This is a genomic window from Consotaella aegiceratis, from assembly GCF_036541425.1.
Classification (GTDB): Bacteria; Pseudomonadota; Alphaproteobacteria; order Rhizobiales; family Rhizobiaceae; genus Consotaella; species Consotaella aegiceratis.
In genome coordinates, this window is the sequence record NZ_JAZHFT010000046.1 from 1 (window position 1) to 18,527 (window position 18,527).

General features: G+C 64.4%; 14 protein-coding genes. 7 read left to right on the top strand and 7 right to left on the bottom strand.

Features of this window, described 5'->3' with window-relative positions; all coding sequences use genetic code 11:
* Window positions 1-277: 277 nt before the first annotated feature.
* Both SMD10_RS21220 and araC read right to left on the bottom strand, forming a co-directional pair.
* Window positions 278-1,564, bottom strand: coding sequence for an adenosine deaminase (locus SMD10_RS21220; protein WP_331687746.1), 1,287 nt, complete (start codon window positions 1,562-1,564; stop codon window positions 278-280).
* 212 nt (window positions 1,565-1,776) lie between these two features.
* Window positions 1,777-2,718 (bottom strand): arabinose operon transcriptional regulator AraC, encoded by a 942-nt coding sequence (araC, locus tag SMD10_RS21225; RefSeq protein ID WP_331687747.1) that lies wholly within the window; start codon window positions 2,716-2,718, stop codon window positions 1,777-1,779.
* A 367-nt stretch (window positions 2,719-3,085) separates the two neighbouring features.
* Here araC and SMD10_RS21230 point away from each other — a divergent pair, with 367 nt between their 5' ends.
* The 5 genes from SMD10_RS21230 (at window position 3,086) to SMD10_RS21250 (ending at window position 8,580) form a co-directional block, all read left to right on the top strand.
* Complete coding sequence (locus SMD10_RS21230) at window positions 3,086-4,054, top strand: sugar-binding transcriptional regulator (protein WP_331687748.1); 969 nt, start codon at window positions 3,086-3,088, stop codon at window positions 4,052-4,054.
* 165 nt (window positions 4,055-4,219) lie between these two features.
* Window positions 4,220-5,548 carry an ABC transporter substrate-binding protein gene (locus tag SMD10_RS21235; RefSeq protein ID WP_331687749.1) on the top strand — a complete coding sequence of 443 codons (1,329 nt, stop codon included), beginning with the start codon at window positions 4,220-4,222 and terminating at the stop codon, window positions 5,546-5,548.
* 212 nt (window positions 5,549-5,760) lie between these two features.
* Window positions 5,761-6,633, top strand: a complete 873-nt coding sequence (locus SMD10_RS21240) for a carbohydrate ABC transporter permease (protein ID WP_331687750.1) — start codon at window positions 5,761-5,763, stop codon at window positions 6,631-6,633.
* A gap of 86 nt (window positions 6,634-6,719) precedes the next feature.
* A complete protein-coding gene (locus SMD10_RS21245) occupies window positions 6,720-7,550 on the top strand; it encodes a carbohydrate ABC transporter permease (RefSeq protein ID WP_331687751.1) in 831 nt (276 codons plus the stop codon).
* 28 nt (window positions 7,551-7,578) lie between these two features.
* Window positions 7,579-8,580 carry an ABC transporter ATP-binding protein gene (locus tag SMD10_RS21250; protein ID WP_331687752.1) on the top strand — a complete coding sequence of 334 codons (1,002 nt, stop codon included), beginning with the start codon at window positions 7,579-7,581 and terminating at the stop codon, window positions 8,578-8,580.
* Window positions 8,581-8,809: 229 nt separating this feature from the next.
* Here SMD10_RS21250 and SMD10_RS21255 read toward each other — a convergent pair whose 3' ends face one another.
* The 3 genes from SMD10_RS21255 to SMD10_RS21265 form a co-directional block, all read right to left on the bottom strand.
* The gene (locus tag SMD10_RS21255) at window positions 8,810-9,229 is read right to left on the bottom strand and encodes a cytochrome c3 family protein (RefSeq protein WP_331687753.1); all 420 of its coding nucleotides are present in this window, start codon (window positions 9,227-9,229) and stop codon (window positions 8,810-8,812) included.
* 223 nt (window positions 9,230-9,452) lie between these two features.
* On the bottom strand, window positions 9,453-11,138 hold the full coding sequence (locus tag SMD10_RS21260) for an FAD-dependent oxidoreductase (protein ID WP_331687754.1): 1,686 nt from the start codon (window positions 11,136-11,138) through the stop codon (window positions 9,453-9,455).
* 615 nt (window positions 11,139-11,753) lie between these two features.
* Window positions 11,754-12,347, bottom strand: a complete 594-nt coding sequence (locus tag SMD10_RS21265) for a TetR/AcrR family transcriptional regulator (RefSeq protein ID WP_331687755.1) — start codon at window positions 12,345-12,347, stop codon at window positions 11,754-11,756.
* A gap of 269 nt (window positions 12,348-12,616) precedes the next feature.
* On the opposite strand from SMD10_RS21265, the gene SMD10_RS21270 reads away from it, so the two are divergent.
* Entirely contained in the window at window positions 12,617-14,281 is a 1,665-nt protein-coding gene (locus SMD10_RS21270; protein WP_331687756.1) for an FGGY-family carbohydrate kinase, read from the top strand.
* 55 nt (window positions 14,282-14,336) lie between these two features.
* Here SMD10_RS21270 and guaB read toward each other — a convergent pair whose 3' ends face one another.
* The gene (gene guaB, locus SMD10_RS21275; RefSeq protein ID WP_331687757.1) at window positions 14,337-15,842 is read right to left on the bottom strand and encodes an IMP dehydrogenase; all 1,506 of its coding nucleotides are present in this window, start codon (window positions 15,840-15,842) and stop codon (window positions 14,337-14,339) included.
* A 144-nt stretch (window positions 15,843-15,986) separates the two neighbouring features.
* Window positions 15,987-17,156, bottom strand: coding sequence for an MBL fold metallo-hydrolase (locus SMD10_RS21280; protein ID WP_331687758.1), 1,170 nt, complete (start codon window positions 17,154-17,156; stop codon window positions 15,987-15,989).
* On the opposite strand from SMD10_RS21280, the gene SMD10_RS21285 reads away from it, so the two are divergent.
* On the top strand, window positions 17,106-18,494 hold the full coding sequence (locus tag SMD10_RS21285; RefSeq protein ID WP_432757292.1) for an MFS transporter: 1,389 nt from the start codon (window positions 17,106-17,108) through the stop codon (window positions 18,492-18,494). The two genes, SMD10_RS21280 and SMD10_RS21285, sit on opposite strands and share 51 nt — an antisense overlap.
* The last annotated feature ends 33 nt before the right edge of the window (window positions 18,495-18,527 follow it).

Sequence of the window (18,527 nt, forward strand, 5' to 3'; positions counted from 1 at the left end):
TTCCAGCGACGGCCGCGCCATCGCCGACATCGACCGCAGATCGAAATCCCCATAGCCATCGACTGTGGCCCGCGGGTTCCTTCCTCGGGGACTTTCGTACGCCTGCCGGCGCCCGAAACTCTTCACGGTTGCTGCCTGTCCGGTCTGGAGTAGGCGCACTGGATAGCTGCCGTTTCCAGTACAGCCTCGTATGCCCGCTCACGACCCAAGATTGTCGTTCGTTCGTTTGTCGATAGCAGCCGGAAGCGGACACAGGGTCGCCCCTTGAGAAGCCACGCTAGGCGGCTGCGGCCACGTAGCGGTCCAGCTCGGCGAGGAAACGTGCGCGTTCGTCGTCAATGAGGAAAGCCGCCTCGAAGCCGTTGCGAACAAGCTGCACGATATCCGACGTCGGCAGGCTCAATGCCTCGGCGCAGGCCAGAAGGTTCTCCGTCACGTAGCCCCCGAAGTATGGGGGGTCGTCCGAGTTGACGGTGACGAGAAGTCCCGCCTCCATCATCGATTTGAGGGGATGATGCGTCATGTCCTCGACCACCCGCAGACGCACGTTGGAGAGCGGACATACGGTCAGCGGCACACGGCGATCGGCGAGTTGGCGAACGAGCACGGGATCCGTTATGCTGGCGATGCCATGGTCGATGCGGTCGACGTCCAACAGATCCAACGCCTCGCGCACGTATGCGGCCGGCCCCTCTTCGCCGGCATGAACGCTGCTGCGGAACCCCAACTGGCGAGCGCGGGCAAAGAAGTTCACAAAACGAGAGGGCGGGTTGCCGACCTCGGCGCTTCCCATGCCGATACCGATGACTTGATCCCGCCACGGCATGATCTGCTCGAGAACCGTCATCGCATCGGCTTCGGTACGGTGGCGGTGAACGCTGATCGACAAGGCGCTGCTGATGCCATAGCTCGCACGCGCCTTGTCCATTGCACCAAGAACCCCGCTCATCAGCGCCTCGATCGGCACACCGCGCTCGGTGAAGCTCTGCGGACCGATGAACATCTCCGCCCGGACCACCCCGTCGCGGTGGGCACGAGAGAGGTAGGCGGCGGTCACGTCGTGGAAGTCGTCTTGCGTGACGAGAACCTTGCAGCCCTCGAAATAGAGATCGAGAAAGGATTGCAGATCACGGAACTCATAGGCCGCGCGCAAGGCCTCGGGCGTGTCCCAACGGAGGTGCACCCCGTTCCGTCTCGCCAGTTCCAGCATCAATTCGGGCTCGATACTGCCTTCCAGATGCACATGAAGGTCGGTCTTCGGCAGCCCCCGCACGAAAGCTTCCATGTCCCTCTCCGAAGCCATCTTTTCCCTACCCATTGCTGACGGCTCGCGGACGACCGCCTTCGTCGAGAGCCGATACCAAACCCATGCCGTACAACCATTGCAGCTTCCCATCCGGCGAACGAAAAGATTCTGCAATCGTGAACCGCTGCCGCTTTGCTGGCCGCACGGGTCGCCTTGTAATGTCCGCTCGGTTGTCTGCTCAACGATTTGAATTGGCTCGTAAAGGCCGCGAAAGGTCTTCCTTCGGCAGCCTGTATGGAATGCGTGGATCCGCTTCATCGCTGACGTGGGTCAAGGCTTATCTTCGCATGGTCGTCCCGCTCCAACGTCTGCTTCGATCGAATGGTAGCCAGAAGCAGACGGTCAACCACCCTTCTACGACATTGCCCAGGCGACGGGGAACGTCCGCTTCGGAGGAGACGCCTAAACCATTTCAACGTCCTGCAACGGCGCAACCACGCCGCCGCCGCCGCACCCGGCCCAGTTTCCCCTCACCCTCCCCCGCACCGCTCGCGAAAAGCCTTGGGGCTGAGGCGTTTGTGTTTGCGGAAGACGCGGGCGAAGTAGAGGGGGTCTTCGTAGCCGACCTGGGCCGAGATCTGTTTCACCGACATGTTGGTGATCTGCAGGAGCTGGCTGGCCTTCTGGACGCGCTGCTCCTCCCACCAGCGCATGACGGAGCAGCCGAGCTTGTGGGAGAAGAGATGCGCGAGGCGCGACGGCGACAGGCAGACCTGGCGCGCCACCGCCTCCACCGACATCGGCCGGTGCAGGTTCTCGGTCATGAAGCGGCAGGCCGTTAAGAGCCGCTCGTCGAAATGCTCGGTCAGGCCCGGCGTCTGGTTCTGCTTGGCACAGAGCAGGATCAGCCGCTCGAGAAGGTTCATCGCCAGTTCCATCGACAGTTGGTCGGTGGTCGACGGCCAGCGGGCGATCTCGGAAAACAGCCGGTCCTGCTCGCGGTAGAGGTCGTCGTCCTGGCGCCGGAGCACGAAGACGCCGTCGGTCCGCGTCTGCCAGGCGAGCCAGCTCGTCCAGAACGCCCGCGGCTGGAAGTAGACCCAGCGATGCCACCAGCATTCGGCGTCGGGATGGCGGCCGTAATGATGGACGACGCCCGGCGCGAACAGGAGCAGGTCGCCCGGCTCGGTGGCAAAGCCCTCGCGGCCGCCGATCCGCCCCGCCCCCTTGACCGTCAGATTGATGATCCAGCCGGACATGCCCTTCGGCCGGTCGATGATGAAATCCAGCGGACTGTCGCGCTCGATCGGCGTGATGCCGGCTGTCAGATGCGCCGCGAACCCGTAGCCCGGCATCAGCGGCGCGAGATCGGGATCGTCGGTCTTGCGCGCCGGCATGCGCACTCCGGCGAGCTTCTGGATGATGCGCTCGGCCTGGAAGGAATACGGCTCGGACATCGCTGGCGTATTCATCTGCATCCCGCCACTCTAGAGCCACATGCGTTCAGATTGAATCGCCATGTCGCTCCAGCCTCTTGTTGTCCCGCATGATGTGGGCCCGAAAAGTCTGCACCTTTTCGGCATCATGCTCCAGCACCACTCGGCGAACGATCGAAGCACGCCGCCTCGGCGTGACCCGACCGGGTGCCCCGCCCTTCCCCGGACCGGTTTCAAGTCGGTTTGGGCGTCGCCTGGACGGATCGATCTGGGGTTTTGCGGCGGCCGCGATGACGCCCGGCCGGCTCCGACGGGCACCGCACCGAGGCGCGGCGATCGGTCCGGCGTTCTTTCCATCGTCCTCCATTGCTATAAGACTGACCACGCACAGGAGGAGCGTGCCATGACCAAGACAAGAGGCGAGACCGCTCGTCTCGACGATGCGGCACGGGCCGGATGGCTCTATTACGTCGCCGGCAACACGCAGGATCAGATCGCGGCCAAGCTCGGCATTTCGCGGCAGTCGGCCCAGCGTCTGGTCTCGCTGTCGGTCAGCGCCGGGCTGATCCGCGTGCGTCTCGACCATCCGCTCGCCGCCTGCCTCGATCTCGCCGACGCGCTGCGCCGCCGCTACGGCCTGACGACCGTCGAGATCGTCCCCACCGATCCGGGCTCGTCCTCCACCGTGCTCGGCGTGGCCGAGGCCTGTGCCGGCGAGATGGAGCGCCGCCTCGCCCAGCCCGACCCGATCACCCTGGCCGTCGGCACCGGGCGCACCCTGAAGGCGGCGGTGGAAAACCTGCCGAAGATGTCGTGTCCGCAGCACCGCATCGTGTCTCTGACCGGCAACATCTCGTCCGACGGCTCGGCCTCGGTCTACAACGTCGTCTACATCATGGCCAACACGCTGCAGCAGGCGCGCCACTATCCGATGCCGCTGCCCGTCGTCGTCTCGTGCTTTTCCGAGCGCGCGCTCCTGCACGAGCAGAAGGTGGTGCAGAACACGCTGGCGCTGGCCGGCGAAGCCGACGTCGCCTTCGTCGGCGTCGGCGAACTGGGCCCGCGCGCGCCGCTTCTGGCCGACGGCTTCATCACCCGCGAGGAGACGGTCGAGCTCGACGAGGCCGGCGCCGTCGGCGAGATCGTCGGCTGGGCCTACAACCGCGACGGAGAAGTGCTCGACTGCCCCCACAATGAGCGCGTGGCCAGTGCGCCGATTCCCTCCACCGAGCGCTGCGAGGTGATCGCCGTGGCCATGGGCCAGGCCAAGCGCGCCGGAATTCGCGCGGCGATCCGAGGGCGGCTCGTCAACGGACTGATCACCGACGAGGCCACCGCCGCCGCACTGCTGGCCGATGAAACCGGAGATTGAGAAAGGGTTTCGGCAAGATCGACGCGAATTGCCGATTTTTTCTCAACCGCGTGGCGATCTGACGCTTGCAGATTGCCGTTGGTGGCACAAATGCCCCGTTGACATCATGCCACGGCGGATGAATATTTGCTCCGACCGTGGGTAATTGCTCATTAGGGAGGACTAGTGATGAGCAGAAGCACTCTGTTGGGAGCGGTGTCGATTCTGGCGTTGGGAGGCTTGGCCGCATCAGCGGCTTCGGCGCAGACAACGCTGACGATCGCGACCGTCAACAATGGCGACATGATCCGCATGCAAGGCCTGACGGACGGGTTCACGTCGGCCAATCCGGACATCAAGCTCGAATGGGTGACGCTGGAGGAGAACGTCCTGCGCCAGCGCGTGACGACGGACATCGCCACCAAGGGCGGTCAGTACGACGTCATGACCATCGGCAACTATGAGGTGCCGATCTGGGCCAAGCAGGGCTGGCTGGAGCCGCTGGAAGGCATGCCGGACGGCTATGACGCCGACGATTTGCTGCCGGCCATCGCCAACGGCCTGTCGGTCGACGGCAAGCTGTATGCCGCGCCGTTCTACGGCGAATCGGGCATGGTGATGTACCGCACGGATCTGGCCGAGAAGGCCGGCGTCACCATTCCGGACAAGCCGAACTGGGCCCAGATCAAGGAAGCCGCCGCCGCGATGACCGACAAGGATGCCGAGGTGTACGGCATCTGCCTGCGCGGCAAGGCCGGCTGGGGCGAGAACATGGCCTTCCTGACGGCCATGGCCCATTCGATGAACGCGCGCTGGTTCGACATGGACTGGAAGCCGCAGTTCGACAGCCCGGAATGGAAAGAGACGCTCGCCGACTATCTCGATATGATGGAGAACTACGGTCCTCCGGGAGCCTCCTCGAACGGCTTCAACGAGAATCTGGCGCTGTTCCAGCAGGGCAAATGCGGCATGTGGATCGACGCCACCGTCGCCGCGTCCTTCGTGACCGATCCCAACGAATCGACCGTGGCCGACAACGTCGGATACGCCCAGTTCCCGAACAAGGCGGGCAACGAAGGCCGTGGCGAATGGCTGTGGTCGTGGAACCTCGCGATCCCGGCCGGCTCGCAGAAGGTCGACGCGGCGAAGAAGTTCGTCGCCTGGGCGACGTCCAAGGACTACACCGCGCTCGTGGCCGAGAAGGAAGGCTGGCGCGCCGCACCTCCGGGAACCCGCACCTCGCTCTATGAGAACGAGGACTACAAGAAGGCCGCGCCGTTCGCCGAGATGACGATCAACGCCATCAACGGCGTCGATCTGGCCCATCCGACCTCACAGGAGGTGCCCTATATCGGCTCGCAGTGGGTAGCGATCCCCGAGTTCCAGGGCATCGGCACGGCGGTCGGCCAGCAATTCTCGGCGGCGTTGGCCGGACAGGTCTCGGCGGATCAGGCTCTGCAGAGTGCGCAGCAGCTCACCGAGCGTGAAATGGCCAAGGCCGGCTACCCGAAGTAAGCGGCGATCGGCGACTTGCGAGCAGCTTGAAGCGGGCGCGCGCCGGACGACGGCGCGCGCTTCCGCAGCAAATCCTTCGGACGTCTTCATCCAACCGGGTTTCGCATCCAAGCAAAGATCGGGGATCTGAACCCTCTTCGTCTGAAGAGAAACAGTTCTGCTCTTGCCGGTCGAAGCAAGCCGTCTCATAATCCGCTCAAAGGACTCGTGCGATGGCGACACAGCATTCGCGCACTGCGGCCAGACTTATGCTCTCGCCGGCGGTGATCTTGCTTTTGGTCTGGATGATCGTGCCGCTCGGCATGACGCTCTATTTCTCGTTCCTCCGGTACAACCTGCTGATGCCGGGCATGCAGGAGTGGACGGGATTTCTCAACTATCAATTCTTTCTGACCGATCCGGCATTCTTCACGGCAATCTGGAACACGCTGGTCCTGGTCGGCGGCGTCTTGATCATCACCATCGTGGGCGGCGTGTTGCTGGCGCTGCTGCTCGACCAGCCCTTCTGGGGCCAGGGGATCGTGCGCGTGCTGGTGATCGCGCCCTTCTTCGTCATGCCGACGGTCGGCGCGCTGGTCTGGAAAAACATGTTCATGAACCCGGTGAACGGGTTGTTCGCCTATCTGGCGAAAGTCGTGGGGCTCCAGCCCTTCGACTTTCTCGGACAGGCGCCGATGATGTCGATCATCCTGATCGTCTCATGGCAGTGGCTGCCCTTCGCCACGCTGATCCTTCTGACCGCGCTTCAATCGCTGGACAGTGAGCAGCTCGAGGCCTCGGAGATGGACGGCGCCGGTTTCGGCTCGCGCTTCTTCTACATCATCCTGCCGCATCTGGCGCGCGCCATCACCGTGGTGATCCTGATCCAGACGATCTTCCTGCTGTCGGTGTTCGCCGAGATTCTGGTGACGACCAACGGCGGCCCCGGCAACGCCACGACCAACCTGACCTATCTCGTCTATGTGCAGTCGCTGTTGCAATTCGACGTGGGCGGCGGCTCGGCCGGCGGCGTGGTCGCCATCATCCTCGCCAATATCGTCGCGATCTTCCTGATGCGGATGATCGGAAAGAACCTCGATGCCTGACGCTCGATTTCATGGTGCCGCCCTGCCGGCGGCGCACATTTGCGACACCCCGGGCCCGGCCCGGTTCACGGGAGGCTCGATCTGACATGGCTCACGCCGTCTCGACCCGCCGCAAAGCTGCGATCACGATCATCGCCTGGATCATCGGGCTGTTGATCTTCTTTCCGATCCTCTGGACGATCCTGACGAGCTTCAAGACCGAGGGCGAGGCCGTCGCCTCGCCGCCCTCCTTCCTGTTCTTCGACTGGACGCTGGACAACTACGTGACCGTGCAGGAGCGCTCGAACTACTTCCGGCACTTCTGGAATTCGGTGATCATCTCGCTCGGCTCGACGATCATCGGCCTGATCATCGCCGTGCCGGCCGCCTGGTCGATGGCCTTCGTGCCGGCCAAGCGGACCCGGGACATCCTGATGTGGATGCTGTCGACCAAGATGCTGCCGCCGGTCGGCGTGCTGATCCCGATCTACCTGCTGTTCCGCGACACCGGCCTGCTCGATACCCAGCTTGGCCTGGTCATCGTGCTCACCCTGATGAACCTGCCGATCATCGTGTGGATGCTCTACACCTATTTCCGCGAGATTCCGGCCGACATCCTGGAAGCGGCCCGGATGGACGGGGCCTCGCTGCGCAACGAGATCCTCTACATCCTGACGCCCATGGCCGTGCCAGGCATCGCCTCCACGCTGCTTCTCAACGTCATCCTGGCGTGGAACGAGGCGTTCTGGACGCTCAATCTCACCGCCGCCAACGCCGCGCCGCTCACCGCCTTCATCGCCAGCTATTCGAGCCCGGAGGGCCTGTTCTACGCCAAGCTATCCGCGGCTTCCACCATGGCCATCGCACCGATCCTGATCCTCGGCTGGTTCAGCCAGAAGCAGCTGGTCCGCGGCCTTACCTTCGGAGCGGTCAAATAATGAAAACACGCGTCAAAGGGGACCTCGGATGAGCGCCATTACCCTTGAAAACGTCATCAAGCGCTTCGGCGAAGCCACGGTCATTCCGGGCATTGACCTGAGCATCGAGGATGGCGAATTCGTCGTATTCGTCGGTCCGTCCGGCTGTGGCAAGTCCACGCTGTTGCGCCTGATCGCGGGGCTGGAGGACGTGAGTGGCGGGGTGATCCGCATCGACGGCACGGACGTCACGGACACCGCGCCGGCCAAGCGCGGCCTCGCCATGGTGTTCCAGTCCTACGCGCTCTATCCGCATATGAGCGTGGCCAGCAACATCGGCTTTCCGCTGAAGATGGCGGGCCAGTCCAAGGAGGCCATCGACCGCAAGGTGAAGGCCGCAGCGGCGACCTTGAACCTTACCGACTACCTCCACCGCAAGCCGCGCGAACTTTCCGGCGGCCAGCGCCAGCGCGTGGCCATCGGCCGGGCGATCGTGCGCGAGCCCGAGGGCTTCCTGTTCGACGAGCCGCTGTCCAACCTGGATGCGGCGCTGCGCGTCAACATGCGCCTGGAGCTGTCGGAGCTGCATGCGCAGCTCAAGACCACGATGATCTACGTCACCCACGACCAGGTCGAGGCGATGACCATGGCCGACAAGATCGTGGTTCTCAATCGCGGACACATCGAACAGGTCGGCTCGCCGCTCGAACTCTACAATCGCCCGGCCAATCTCTTCGTCGCCGGCTTCATCGGCTCGCCCAAGATGAACTTCCTCGGCCCGGCCTACGCCAAGGAACATGGAGCGGCCACCGTTGGCGTGCGGCCCGAACACATCCGCATTTCCACCGACAGCGGCCTCATCAAGGGTACCGCCGGCGTCGCCGAACATCTCGGCTCCGACACCTTCATCCACGTCCATGTCGGCCCGGAGCAACAGGTGACGGTGCGGGCGCCCGGCGACAGCGGCATCCGTCACGGCGATACGGTCTACATGACCCCCGACGAAGGAAAGCTGCACCGCTTCGACGAAAACGGACAGGCGATGCGCTAACGACCGACCGCTCTGCCGGCCACCGCCATATCGGCGGGGTGCCGGCAGGTGGGATCGGTCGGCGGGATACATCGGCCAAAGGGCTCGGACCCGCAACGGGCGAGCGCAGCGGCGAACAATGTGATCCAAGCAAGGGCACGATGCTTGCTCGGCGCCGCCCGCCCTCTATTGCGGCGGATCAAGCCGCGACGGTGCTGCCGGGCGGCTCCTCCTAGCGGCCGCCGACGCTTCATTTCTTCTCGAAGACCATTCCCTCGTGGCAATCGACGCAGATGGGCTCGCGGACCTTGTGCCCCATGTGGCACTCGTCGCAATCGGGCTCGGAATCGAGGATGTAGTGATTGTCGTGCGGGTTGGGATCGAGCTTCGAGCTCTTCTCCGCCAAAGCCTCATAAGATTTGTGACAGGTCAGGCAGATGCCGTAGGGCGGCGCCTCTTCCGGCTTGTCATTCTCATGGCAGTCGGTGCACTTGGCCTTTGCCGGCTTGCTGGAAAAGCCCTTCTTCGTCTCCTCCTTGTGAGCCCCGGCAATGGGTTGCATCTGGCCGTTCACATACGGCCCCACCGGGGGGCGGACCTTTGCCTGCACGGGCAGCGATACCAACAGAACCGCGCCGAGGAGCGCCAGTATCCTATTCTTTGAGAACATCGTTCGTCTCTGAGATCCATGCTGCGCCCGAAGACCGTCCCCGCACAGAAAAACCCGCGCGCTCGATCGCCGCAGGCCTTGGCCTCGAACCTCCAAGAACCATGCTGCCGACGTGAGACGGGATTTCTGGGCTCGATCCTGCAGAAGGGCGAGCGTATCGAAATGGAGGAAAATTCTGGCCGGCGCGGACGACCTGACGCCCGCGCCAGCCAAAATCCGCTTGCTACAGCGTCGCCACCTGCTTTCCAACGACGTAGCCGTTCGTGTAGCAGCGGCCCAGCGACATGCCGTAGACCGTCAGCGGGTAGTCAACACCGCCATAGAAGCCGCCGCTGCAATTGCCGATGGCCCACAGCCCCTTGATGGGCCCGCCGTCGGCATCCAGCACGCGGTGCTTGTCGTCGATCAGCATGCCGGAGCAGATCGCCGAGACCCGGACGTGGCGGTGAATGCCGTAGAATGGCGCCTTTTCCACCGGCACCAGGAATTTGGCCGGCTTGCCGAAATCGGGATCCTTGCCGGAGGCGACAAGCTCGTTGTAGCGTTTGACGGTGGCGACGAACTTGTCCGGGTCGACCTCGAGCTTCGCAGCCAGTTCCTCCAATGTGTCGGCCACGTGGGTGTTGATCTGCGGCTCGATCACCCCTTCCTTCGGGCTGGGATCGTCCGGCATCCAGGTCTTCAGCTCTTCCGGACTGTAGACGCGGCCCGGCCAATCGGCCGCCTGCGTCGTGTAGTCGGCGTCGAAGATCTGGCAGTAATGGCCGGCGTCCTTAGCGCTGCGCAGGTAGTTGTTCATCAGCGACATGGGCACGGTTTCGTTGATGAACCGCTCGCCGTCCATGTTGACCACCAGGAACGGCATGTCGCACATCAGCGCCGGGCCGGCATCGAAGTCGTGCAACATCTTGGTATGGCCGATCGGCTCGAACACGCCGCCGGCCCAGTAGATCATGGCATGGCCATCGCCCGTCTTGTCGAACTGCTTGCGCCCCATGTTCTTGATGTCGGGGATGAAATAGTCCGACATGGCCTCGTTGTTCTGGTAGTCGCCGGTGGCCATGATCACCCCCTTGTTGGCCAGCAGCTTCACGTACTTGCCGTCGTGGCCCTGGCCGATGACACCCAGAACTGCTCCGGATTCGTCCTGCACGAGATGGACGGCGGGCGTCTTGTAGAAAAACTTCACGCCGGCCTGCTCCGCCACCTCGGCGAGGCCGCGCATTCCGTCGCCGGTATTGTACGGCTTGGGCCCGAAGAACGACGTCACCCAATCGAGCTGGAGCCCGGTCGAGTTGAGCAGATCGCCGTGCGGCCCGTTGCCCTGGCTGATGACCTGGGTGCCGTTCTTCGTGACGCGATCGATCACCCAGTTGACCGCTTCGCCCGAGTTGTAGACGTATTCGCGAACGATCGCCGGATTGGAACGATGGTTGTTGTCGGCACAGAGCCTCGCGACCAGCGTCTCCATCGCCGCCTTGTCGCTCTTGTCGAGATTGATGCCCGATCCGGTATTGCCCTGGGACACGGGGCGCGGCGCCTTCTGCAGGACCGCAACCTTGGCGCCGTTCTCGGCCGCCGACAGCGCGGCCGGGACACCCGACGCACCGGCACCGATGACGACCACGTCATAGGTTTCGGTGACGGCGATGTCCTCGTCGGCGATCGGCTCCGGCTTCTTCAGGAACGACAGCGTCGCAGCTCCATCCGAACTCGTGCCGTAGGCGTCGCCGCAGACATCCGTCGCGACCGTCTCGGCAGCCGCCACGCCACCCATTCCCAGAGCGCCGAGACCGGCTGCGCCGGCGCCGGTGGCGCGCAGGAAACTGCGCCGCGACAGGCCCTGCCTCAGCGCGGACCTGGTGTATTCATCCAGCTCTTCAGCGTCTTTGCGTTCGTCATTGTTCATGATGGAAGTCCCCTCCTCTCCACTGCACATGCCGATATCGGCTCGGTCACCGATCACCGTTCCATGGGGCAATGAGCCGTCAGACCGGCCGCTCATGAAGAACGGGCGCCGTTGGCTCCCTCATCTCGGCGGATCAGCCCAATCGCCCCGTACCGTCCTGGCCCATCGTCCGCACGGCGATCCGCCCAGGCGACAGCGCCATGGTCCCGTGCCGGGGTTCGTCTTCGCGTGCGAGATTGAAGACGACGCCACCGCCTCAGGTGCCTGCCCTAAAGTTTCCCGCGAAAGACAGAATATTGAACTGATTCACCGAATGCATTTAATGAATGCATTGTTCGTGGGAAGGGCGCGTACCGACCTTGATCTGAATCAACGGACAGCAACCCTGCGACAATTGCTACCGGCCGCGGATTTCTGCTTCCGATAGTCATATTTTGGCGGGTTCATCGCGGCGGATCGTGAGCAGATCAGCATCTCGGGATCGAAGATGCCCCCGTGATGGCGAGGCGAGTTGATGGGATCGGCAGTCCGCACGCAGTCATCCCGAAGCGTCGCCTCCGGCAAGAATGCATCATCATATCGTCGAGGCCGTTCGCCGGTTGTCGGCCCGCCTTTCTAGCGGCCGGGTGCGCAGAACACCGGCACGATTCGACGGAACATGTCGGTCATATAGTCCGCCAGGTCGTAGGTGCCTTCGTGCAGGCACCAGTCATAGACCGTGCCCCGGGCGATGATGAACAGGCGGTCGCAAAGGTCCTGGGCGGTGAGATCGCACGTGATCTCTCCGGCATCCTGACCGCTCTGGATGACCCCGCACAGCAACGTGATCATGTAGCGGCTTCGATCGATGAACCATTTGTTCCGGGGATTATAGAGCACCCGGGTGATCTTCAGGCCCTGCGAGGCGTTGAACTCGGCATAGAAGCGAAAGAACTGCAGGATCCTGTCGGCCGCGGACGCGGCATCAAGCTTCGGCGCCACGTCGTTGCGAAAGATCTCGTCGGCCTCGCGATACAGATCGAAGATGACGTGCTGCTTGGACGGGAAGTAGTGATAGAAGACGCCGACCGACACGCCGGCCGCCGTGGCGATGTCCTGGATCTTGACGTTTTCGATGCCCCGTTTCTCGATCAGCCCCAGCGCGGTGCTGGACAGTTTGGCTCTTGTCTTCGCCGCCTGCTGGCGACGCTTGGTGGCTTTGGGGGGCATGGTGTGAGTTTACGACCTCGACACAAAAACCGAAAACTATCGAGGCCTCGAGGCGAATTCCAGTCGGCAGGCGAGAAAACCGCCGGCACCTAAAGATCGGATTTCGGCCAGCCTCCAACCCATCCTGAGCCCCGCGCGATCGCAGTTTCCCACCGAACGCGCCGCTTGAAAAGCTCGCTGAACTTGCATGCCTGTTTGCGCGGTATGGCTGCCTGCGCCAATCTGTTTTATAGGATGCGGCCGGGTGGCAGTGAGGGGCGGAGGACACCATGGCGAGCGATCATTTCATCGGGGCCGACGTTGGAACCGGCAGCGCCCGCGCGGGAGTCTTCGACGCCGGCGGACGGCTCCTGGCCGCGGCCAAGCGCCCGATCCGGATCTGGCGCGCCGAAGGCGACGTCGTCGAGCAGTCCTCCGACGACATCTGGCAGGCGGTGGTGGAATCGGTCCGCGAGGCGGTGCAGCAATCAGGTGTCGACCCGGCCACGATCAAGGGCATCGGCTTCGACGCCACCTGCTCCCTGGTGGTCCTGGACGACGCCGGACGTCCGCTGCCCGTGGGTCCGTCGAAGGACCCGGCCCGCAACATCATCGTCTGGATGGACCACCGGGCGCTCGACCAAACGCGACGGATCAATGCCACCCGCCACCCGGTGCTGCGCTATGTCGGCGGCTTCATCTCACCCGAGATGGAAACGCCCAAGCTCTTGTGGCTGAAGGAAAACAAGCCGGAGATCTTCGCCCGCGCCGGACAGTTTTTCGACCTCGCCGACTTCCTGTCGTGGCGTGCCACGGGCAGCCTCGCCCGCTCGATCTGCACGCTTACCTGCAAATGGACCTATCTCGCCCACGAGGGGCGGTGGGACCCGTCCTATTTCGAAGCGATCGGCCTGGGTGAACTGGCGAACGAAGGATTTCGCCGCATCGGCACCGAGATCGTCGACATCGCGACGCCTCTCGGTTCGGGTCTGAGCGAGACAGCCGCCGCCGAATTCGGTCTCCTGCCGGGAACGGCAGTCGGCGCCTCGCTGATCGATGCCCACAGCGGTGGCGTCGGCACGCTCGGCGGCCGAGGTCCGGACGGCGAACGGTCCGATCCGCAAAGCCAGATCGCGCTGATCATGGGCACCTCGTCCTGCGCCATGACGCTGACGCGCGAACCCGCCTTCGTCGACGGCGTCTGGGGTCCCTATTTCGGCGCTATGGTGCCCGGCTTCTGGCTGCTCGAAGGCGGCCAGTCCGCCTATGGTGCGGCGCTCGACCATCTGGTGACGCTGCATCCCGCCTATCGCGAGGCCGCCGAGGCGGCGGCGGCCGAAGGCCGGTCGATCCCCGACCACCTGGAGCAGCGCGCCATAGCGCTGGCCGGCTCCATCGAACAGGCGGCGATGCTCGCCCGTTCGATCCACGTGGTGCCGGAATTCCTCGGCAACCGTGCGCCCTATGCCGATCCGGCAGCCAAGGCGGCAATCGCAGGGCTCGGTCTGGAGACCAGCGCCGAAAGCCTGGTGCGCCTATTCGTGGCGGGCTTGTGCGGCCTCTGCTACGGCACGCGGCAGATCATCGAAGCCGAGCGCGCCAAGGGTGTGTCCATCGAAACCGTCGTGGTCAGCGGCGGCGCCGCGCAGAGTCCCCTGCTTAGGCGTATACTTGCCGATGCCAGCGGTGTGCGGGTGGCGCTGCCGGAAACCAGCGAGCCGGTCCTCCTCGGCGGAGCGATCCTTGGCGCCGTCGCGGCCGGATCGGCGGAGAGCCTGGCCATGGCCGCGGCCCGGATGTGCCGCATTCGTGAGGAGATCAGCCCGGCGGGCGGTGACGTCGCGGCCTTCCATGCCGCGAAATACCAGGCCTTCATCCTGTTGCAGGGTGCCGAGCGCGACATCCGTGCCACGATGAGCGGCCTCGGTGCGGCGCCGGCCGTATCAGCCGCCTGAACTCCGGACTGAACAGGCGACGGCATCGAGCCACCGCCCGGATCGTTCTGGCGTCTTATCCGGCACCGCCCGGATAGTTCGGGCTTTCGCGCGTGATGGTGATGCCGTGAGGATGGCTCTCGCGTAGGCCCGCATTGGAGATGCGCACGAAGTTCGCCTTGTCGTGGAAGGCCTTCAGGTCGGCGGCACCGACATAGCCCATGGCGGCACGCAGGCCACCGCAGAGCTGATGCAGCACGGCGGACACGGCCCCCTTGTACGGCACCTGACCTTCGATCCCCTCCGGAACCAGCTTCAGCGTATCGCGGACCTCGGCCTGGAAATAGCGATCGGCCGAGCCGCGCGCCATGGCCCCGACCGAGCCCATGCCGCGATAGGCTTTGAACGACCGTCCCTGATAGAGATAGACCTCGCCCGGGCTTTCCTCGGTGCCGGCCAGGAGCGAACCGACCATCGCCGCCCGCGCGCCGGCCGCCAGGGCCTTGGCAATGTCGCCGGAATACTTGATGCCGCCGTCGGCGATCACCGGCACATCGGCCTTGTCGGCCTCCTCGACGGCGCCCATGATGGCGGACAGCTGCGGCATGCCGACACCTGCGACAACGCGCGTGGTGCAGATCGAGCCCGGCCCGATACCGACCTTGACGCCATCCGCGCCGGCGTCGATCAGCGCCTTCGTGCCATCGGGCGTCGCCACGTTGCCGGCGATCACCTGGACCGAATTGGACAGGCGCTTCACCCGCGTCACCGCCTCCAGCACGCGCTGCGACTGGCCGTGCGCGGTATCGACGACGATCAGGTCGGCGCCCGCGTCGATCAGGCGCTCGGCCCGCTCGAAGCCGTCCGGACCGACGCTGGTGGCCGCCGCGGCGAGCAGGCGGCCCTGCCCGTCCTTGGCCGCGTTGGGATTGAGCTGGGTCTTTTCGATGTCCTTGACGGTGATCAGCCCGATGCAGTGGTCCTCGTCGTCGACGACCAGGAGCTTTTCGATCCGGTGGGCATGCAGGAGCCGCTTGGCCTCGGCCTGATCCACCGTCTCGCGCACCGTGACGAGGCCCTGCCGCGTCATCAACTCGTGGATCGGCTGGTCGTCGTTGTTGGCGAAGCGCACATCGCGATTGGTCAGGATGCCAACCAGACGGCCCTTGGCCTGACCGCCGCGGCCGCCATTATCCACCACCGGGATGCCCGAGATGCGGTGCGACGCCATCAGCGACTTGGCGTCGCCCAGGGTCGCCTCGGGGCCGATGGTCACGGGATTGACCACCATCCCGCTTTCGAATTTCTTGACCTGACGGACCTCTTCGGCCTGCTCGGCGGGCGTCAGGTTGCGGTGAATGACGCCAATGCCGCCGGCCTGCGCCATGGCGATCGCCAGCCGCGACTCGGTGACCGTGTCCATCGCCGCCGACAGGATCGGAATGTTCAGCCGCAGCGAGCGGGTGATCCGGGTTCTAATATCGACTTCGGCCGGCAGAACCTCGGAATATCCGGGCTGCAGCAAAACGTCGTCGAAGGTCAGCGCCGTTACGCCGGTCGCCGTCTCAATGATTCGCGCCATCGCCATCCCCTGAAGGTAAAGTTCGCCGGCGCCGGCTGCGTTGGCCGTCGGCGACTAGAGATGGCAAGGGGTCGTATCACGCGCCCCGGCGCTTGGAAAGCGCGGACATCGTCGGGTCTCGCCGGCAGCCGTTCCGTCGAACGCTCAGCCTTCCACCTGTAGTTGATAGCTCTCGGGGACGAACCGATATCCGCCGCCGAGCCGGGTCACGTAACCGACCGCCGGAAACGGCATGTGATAGCCGATGAAGGGGCTGGCCTCCTCGGCGATCCGGTCGAAAACGCGCCGTCTCGTTGCCACAGCCCCCGCCTTGTCCATATCGAAGGCGACGTGCCAGTCCGGTCGTTGCAGCGATGCGACGAAGTGATTTGCGGTGTCGGCCGTCATCCACAGTTTTCGTTCGTCCGACCGGATCTCGAAGATCATATGACCGGGCGAATGGCCAAAAGCCTCATGCGCGATCAGCCCTGGGAGGATCTCGTCGCCTTCGGCAACCAAGACTGTTCTGTCCTGCAGAGGCATGACGTTCTTCAAGACCAGTTGGGCGTTACCCGCACGCTGTCCGGTGAGCGCCTCCTCGGAGGTCCACCAGCCGAGTTCGGTTCGTCCGACGACATAGCGCGCGTTGCGGAATGCCGGTCCGTCCTCCTCCATCAGACCGCCGATGTGATCACCGTGAAGATGCGTCAGAACGACCAGCGTGACGTCCTCGGGACGATAGCCCGCCTCGGCCATCCGGCGTGTCAGTTGACCCGACCCGTTGGCGCGTCCCATAGGTCCCATGCCGGTGTCGAACAAGACAAGTTCGCCGCCGATCTCCAGCAGCGCCGGATTGAACATGTTGACGAAGCGGCGCTCGGGCAGTCGGTTTTCGCGCATCAGCGCCGCCACCGCGTCCGCGCTCTGATCCGCGCCGAAGGTGGGATGCGGACCGTCCGCGATCCGGACGCCGTCGAGCACGGTGGTGACGCGCACATCGCCCAATCGGAAGCGATGCCATGTCGGCGTCTCGATGTCCGGTAAGTCCATATCCGACACCTCCTCAAAAGTCGTTTCGTCCGTTCTGGCTTTGCCGGCGGCCCAATGCTGCTCGGCGCCAATGACCGGCCGCCAGCCGCGAAGGCCCGTAGAAGTGCAAGCAATCCCAGGGCCGAGCCCGCCACGCTTTTGCGACCTGCCCGTCCGTTTCAAGCTTGCGCGGTGTGCCTTCCTGGCACTACCTAGGGCTCCCTTAGCGTTCCGCCTGCCCTCTTCGAGGTTTCCTTGAACCGGATCGTTCCCATCGTGCTCGCCGTGGCGCTCTTTATGGAGCACATGGATTCGACCGTCATCGCGACCTCGCTGCCGGCGATCGCCGCCGATATCGGAACCAGTCCGATCGCGCTGAAGCTGGCGCTGACCAGCTATTACGTGGCGCTGGCGATCTTCATTCCGGTTTCCGGCCGCATGGCCGACCGCTTCGGTGCCAAGCTGGTGTTTCGCGCGGCGATCGGCGTGTTCGTGCTCGGCTCTCTGGCCTGTGCGACCGCGGGTTCGCTCGGGGGCTTCGTCGCGGCCCGCTTTCTGCAGGGCCTGGGCGGCGCGATGATGACGCCCGTCGGCCGCCTGTTGCTGGTGCGCGCCGTGCCGCGCTCCGATCTCGTCAGCGCCATGGCGTGGTTTACGATTCCGGCGCTGATCGGCCCGCTGGTGGGCCCGCCGATCGGCGGCGCGATCACCACCTTCGCGCACTGGCGCTATATCTTCGTCATCAACGTGCCGATCGGGCTGATCGGCATCGCGCTTGCGACGCGCTTCCTGCCCAAGGTCGAGAAGCTCGCCGGCGTCGCCTTCGACACGCCCGGCTTTCTTCTGTCGGGGCTCGCGTGCGCCGGCATCGTGTTCGGCTGTTCGGTGATCTCGCTGCCGGCTTTGCCGCCCTGGGTGGGTGCCGCGATGACCGTGCTCGGGCTCGCCTCCGCCCTCGCCTATGTGGGCCATGCGCGGCGAACTGCAGACCCATTGTTGCGGCTTTCCCTCCTTAGAATCCTCACCTTCCGCTCGGCGCTGGTCGGCGGAACGCTGTTTCGGATGGGTTCGGGCGCCGTGCCCTTCCTGCTGCCGCTGATGCTGCAGCTCGGCTTCGGCTACAGCGCCTTCCAATGCGGTCTCATCACATGCGTGGGGATCGGCGGCGCACTCCTGATGAAGTTTCTGGCCAAACCGATGCTGCGCCAGTTCGGCTTCAGGACGACGCTGATCGGTACGGCCGTCCTGACCGGCGTGCTGACTGCCGCGCTGGCACTGCTCCATCCCGGCGTGCCGGTGGCCACGGTACTGGTGCTGCTTCTGGCCGGCGGCTTCTTCCGCTCGTTGTTCTTCACCAGCGTCAACGTTCTGGCCTTCGCGGACGTGCCCAACGCGAACGCCGGAGATGCCACCGCGATGTTGGCGGCAGGCCAGCAGATGTCGATCGCCCTCGGCGTCGCCTTCGCCGGCTTCGTCCTCGAGGCGGGGATCTATGTCACCGGCACGGCCGAGCCGACGATCGCCGTCTATTCCATCGCCTTCGCCCTGGTTGGCTTGATCAGCGCCCTGTCGGCACTCAGCTACTGGCCGCTCGCCGCCGATGCCGGCGCCGAAGTGTCCGGCCGGCATATGCCAGCAGAGTAAAAGAGAGCGAAAAGGCAAGCGCCGAAGCCGAAA

Excerpts from the sequence above, each read along its gene's own strand:
- SMD10_RS21220 (WP_331687746.1), bottom strand. The coding sequence starts at position 1,564 with ATGAAGCGGATCCACGCATTCCATACAGGCTGCCGAAGGAAGACCTTT.
- araC (WP_331687747.1), bottom strand. The coding sequence starts at position 2,718 with ATGAATACGCCAGCGATGTCCGAGCCGTATTCCTTCCAGGCCGAGCGC.
- SMD10_RS21230 (WP_331687748.1), top strand. The coding sequence starts at position 3,086 with ATGACCAAGACAAGAGGCGAGACCGCTCGTCTCGACGATGCGGCACGG.
- SMD10_RS21240 (WP_331687750.1), top strand. The coding sequence starts at position 5,761 with ATGGCGACACAGCATTCGCGCACTGCGGCCAGACTTATGCTCTCGCCG.
- SMD10_RS21245 (WP_331687751.1), top strand. The coding sequence starts at position 6,720 with ATGGCTCACGCCGTCTCGACCCGCCGCAAAGCTGCGATCACGATCATC.
- SMD10_RS21250 (WP_331687752.1), top strand. The coding sequence starts at position 7,579 with ATGAGCGCCATTACCCTTGAAAACGTCATCAAGCGCTTCGGCGAAGCC.
- SMD10_RS21255 (WP_331687753.1), bottom strand. The coding sequence starts at position 9,229 with ATGTTCTCAAAGAATAGGATACTGGCGCTCCTCGGCGCGGTTCTGTTG.
- SMD10_RS21260 (WP_331687754.1), bottom strand. The coding sequence starts at position 11,138 with ATGAACAATGACGAACGCAAAGACGCTGAAGAGCTGGATGAATACACC.
- SMD10_RS21265 (WP_331687755.1), bottom strand. The coding sequence starts at position 12,347 with ATGCCCCCCAAAGCCACCAAGCGTCGCCAGCAGGCGGCGAAGACAAGA.
- SMD10_RS21270 (WP_331687756.1), top strand. The coding sequence starts at position 12,617 with ATGGCGAGCGATCATTTCATCGGGGCCGACGTTGGAACCGGCAGCGCC.
- guaB (WP_331687757.1), bottom strand. The coding sequence starts at position 15,842 with ATGGCGCGAATCATTGAGACGGCGACCGGCGTAACGGCGCTGACCTTC.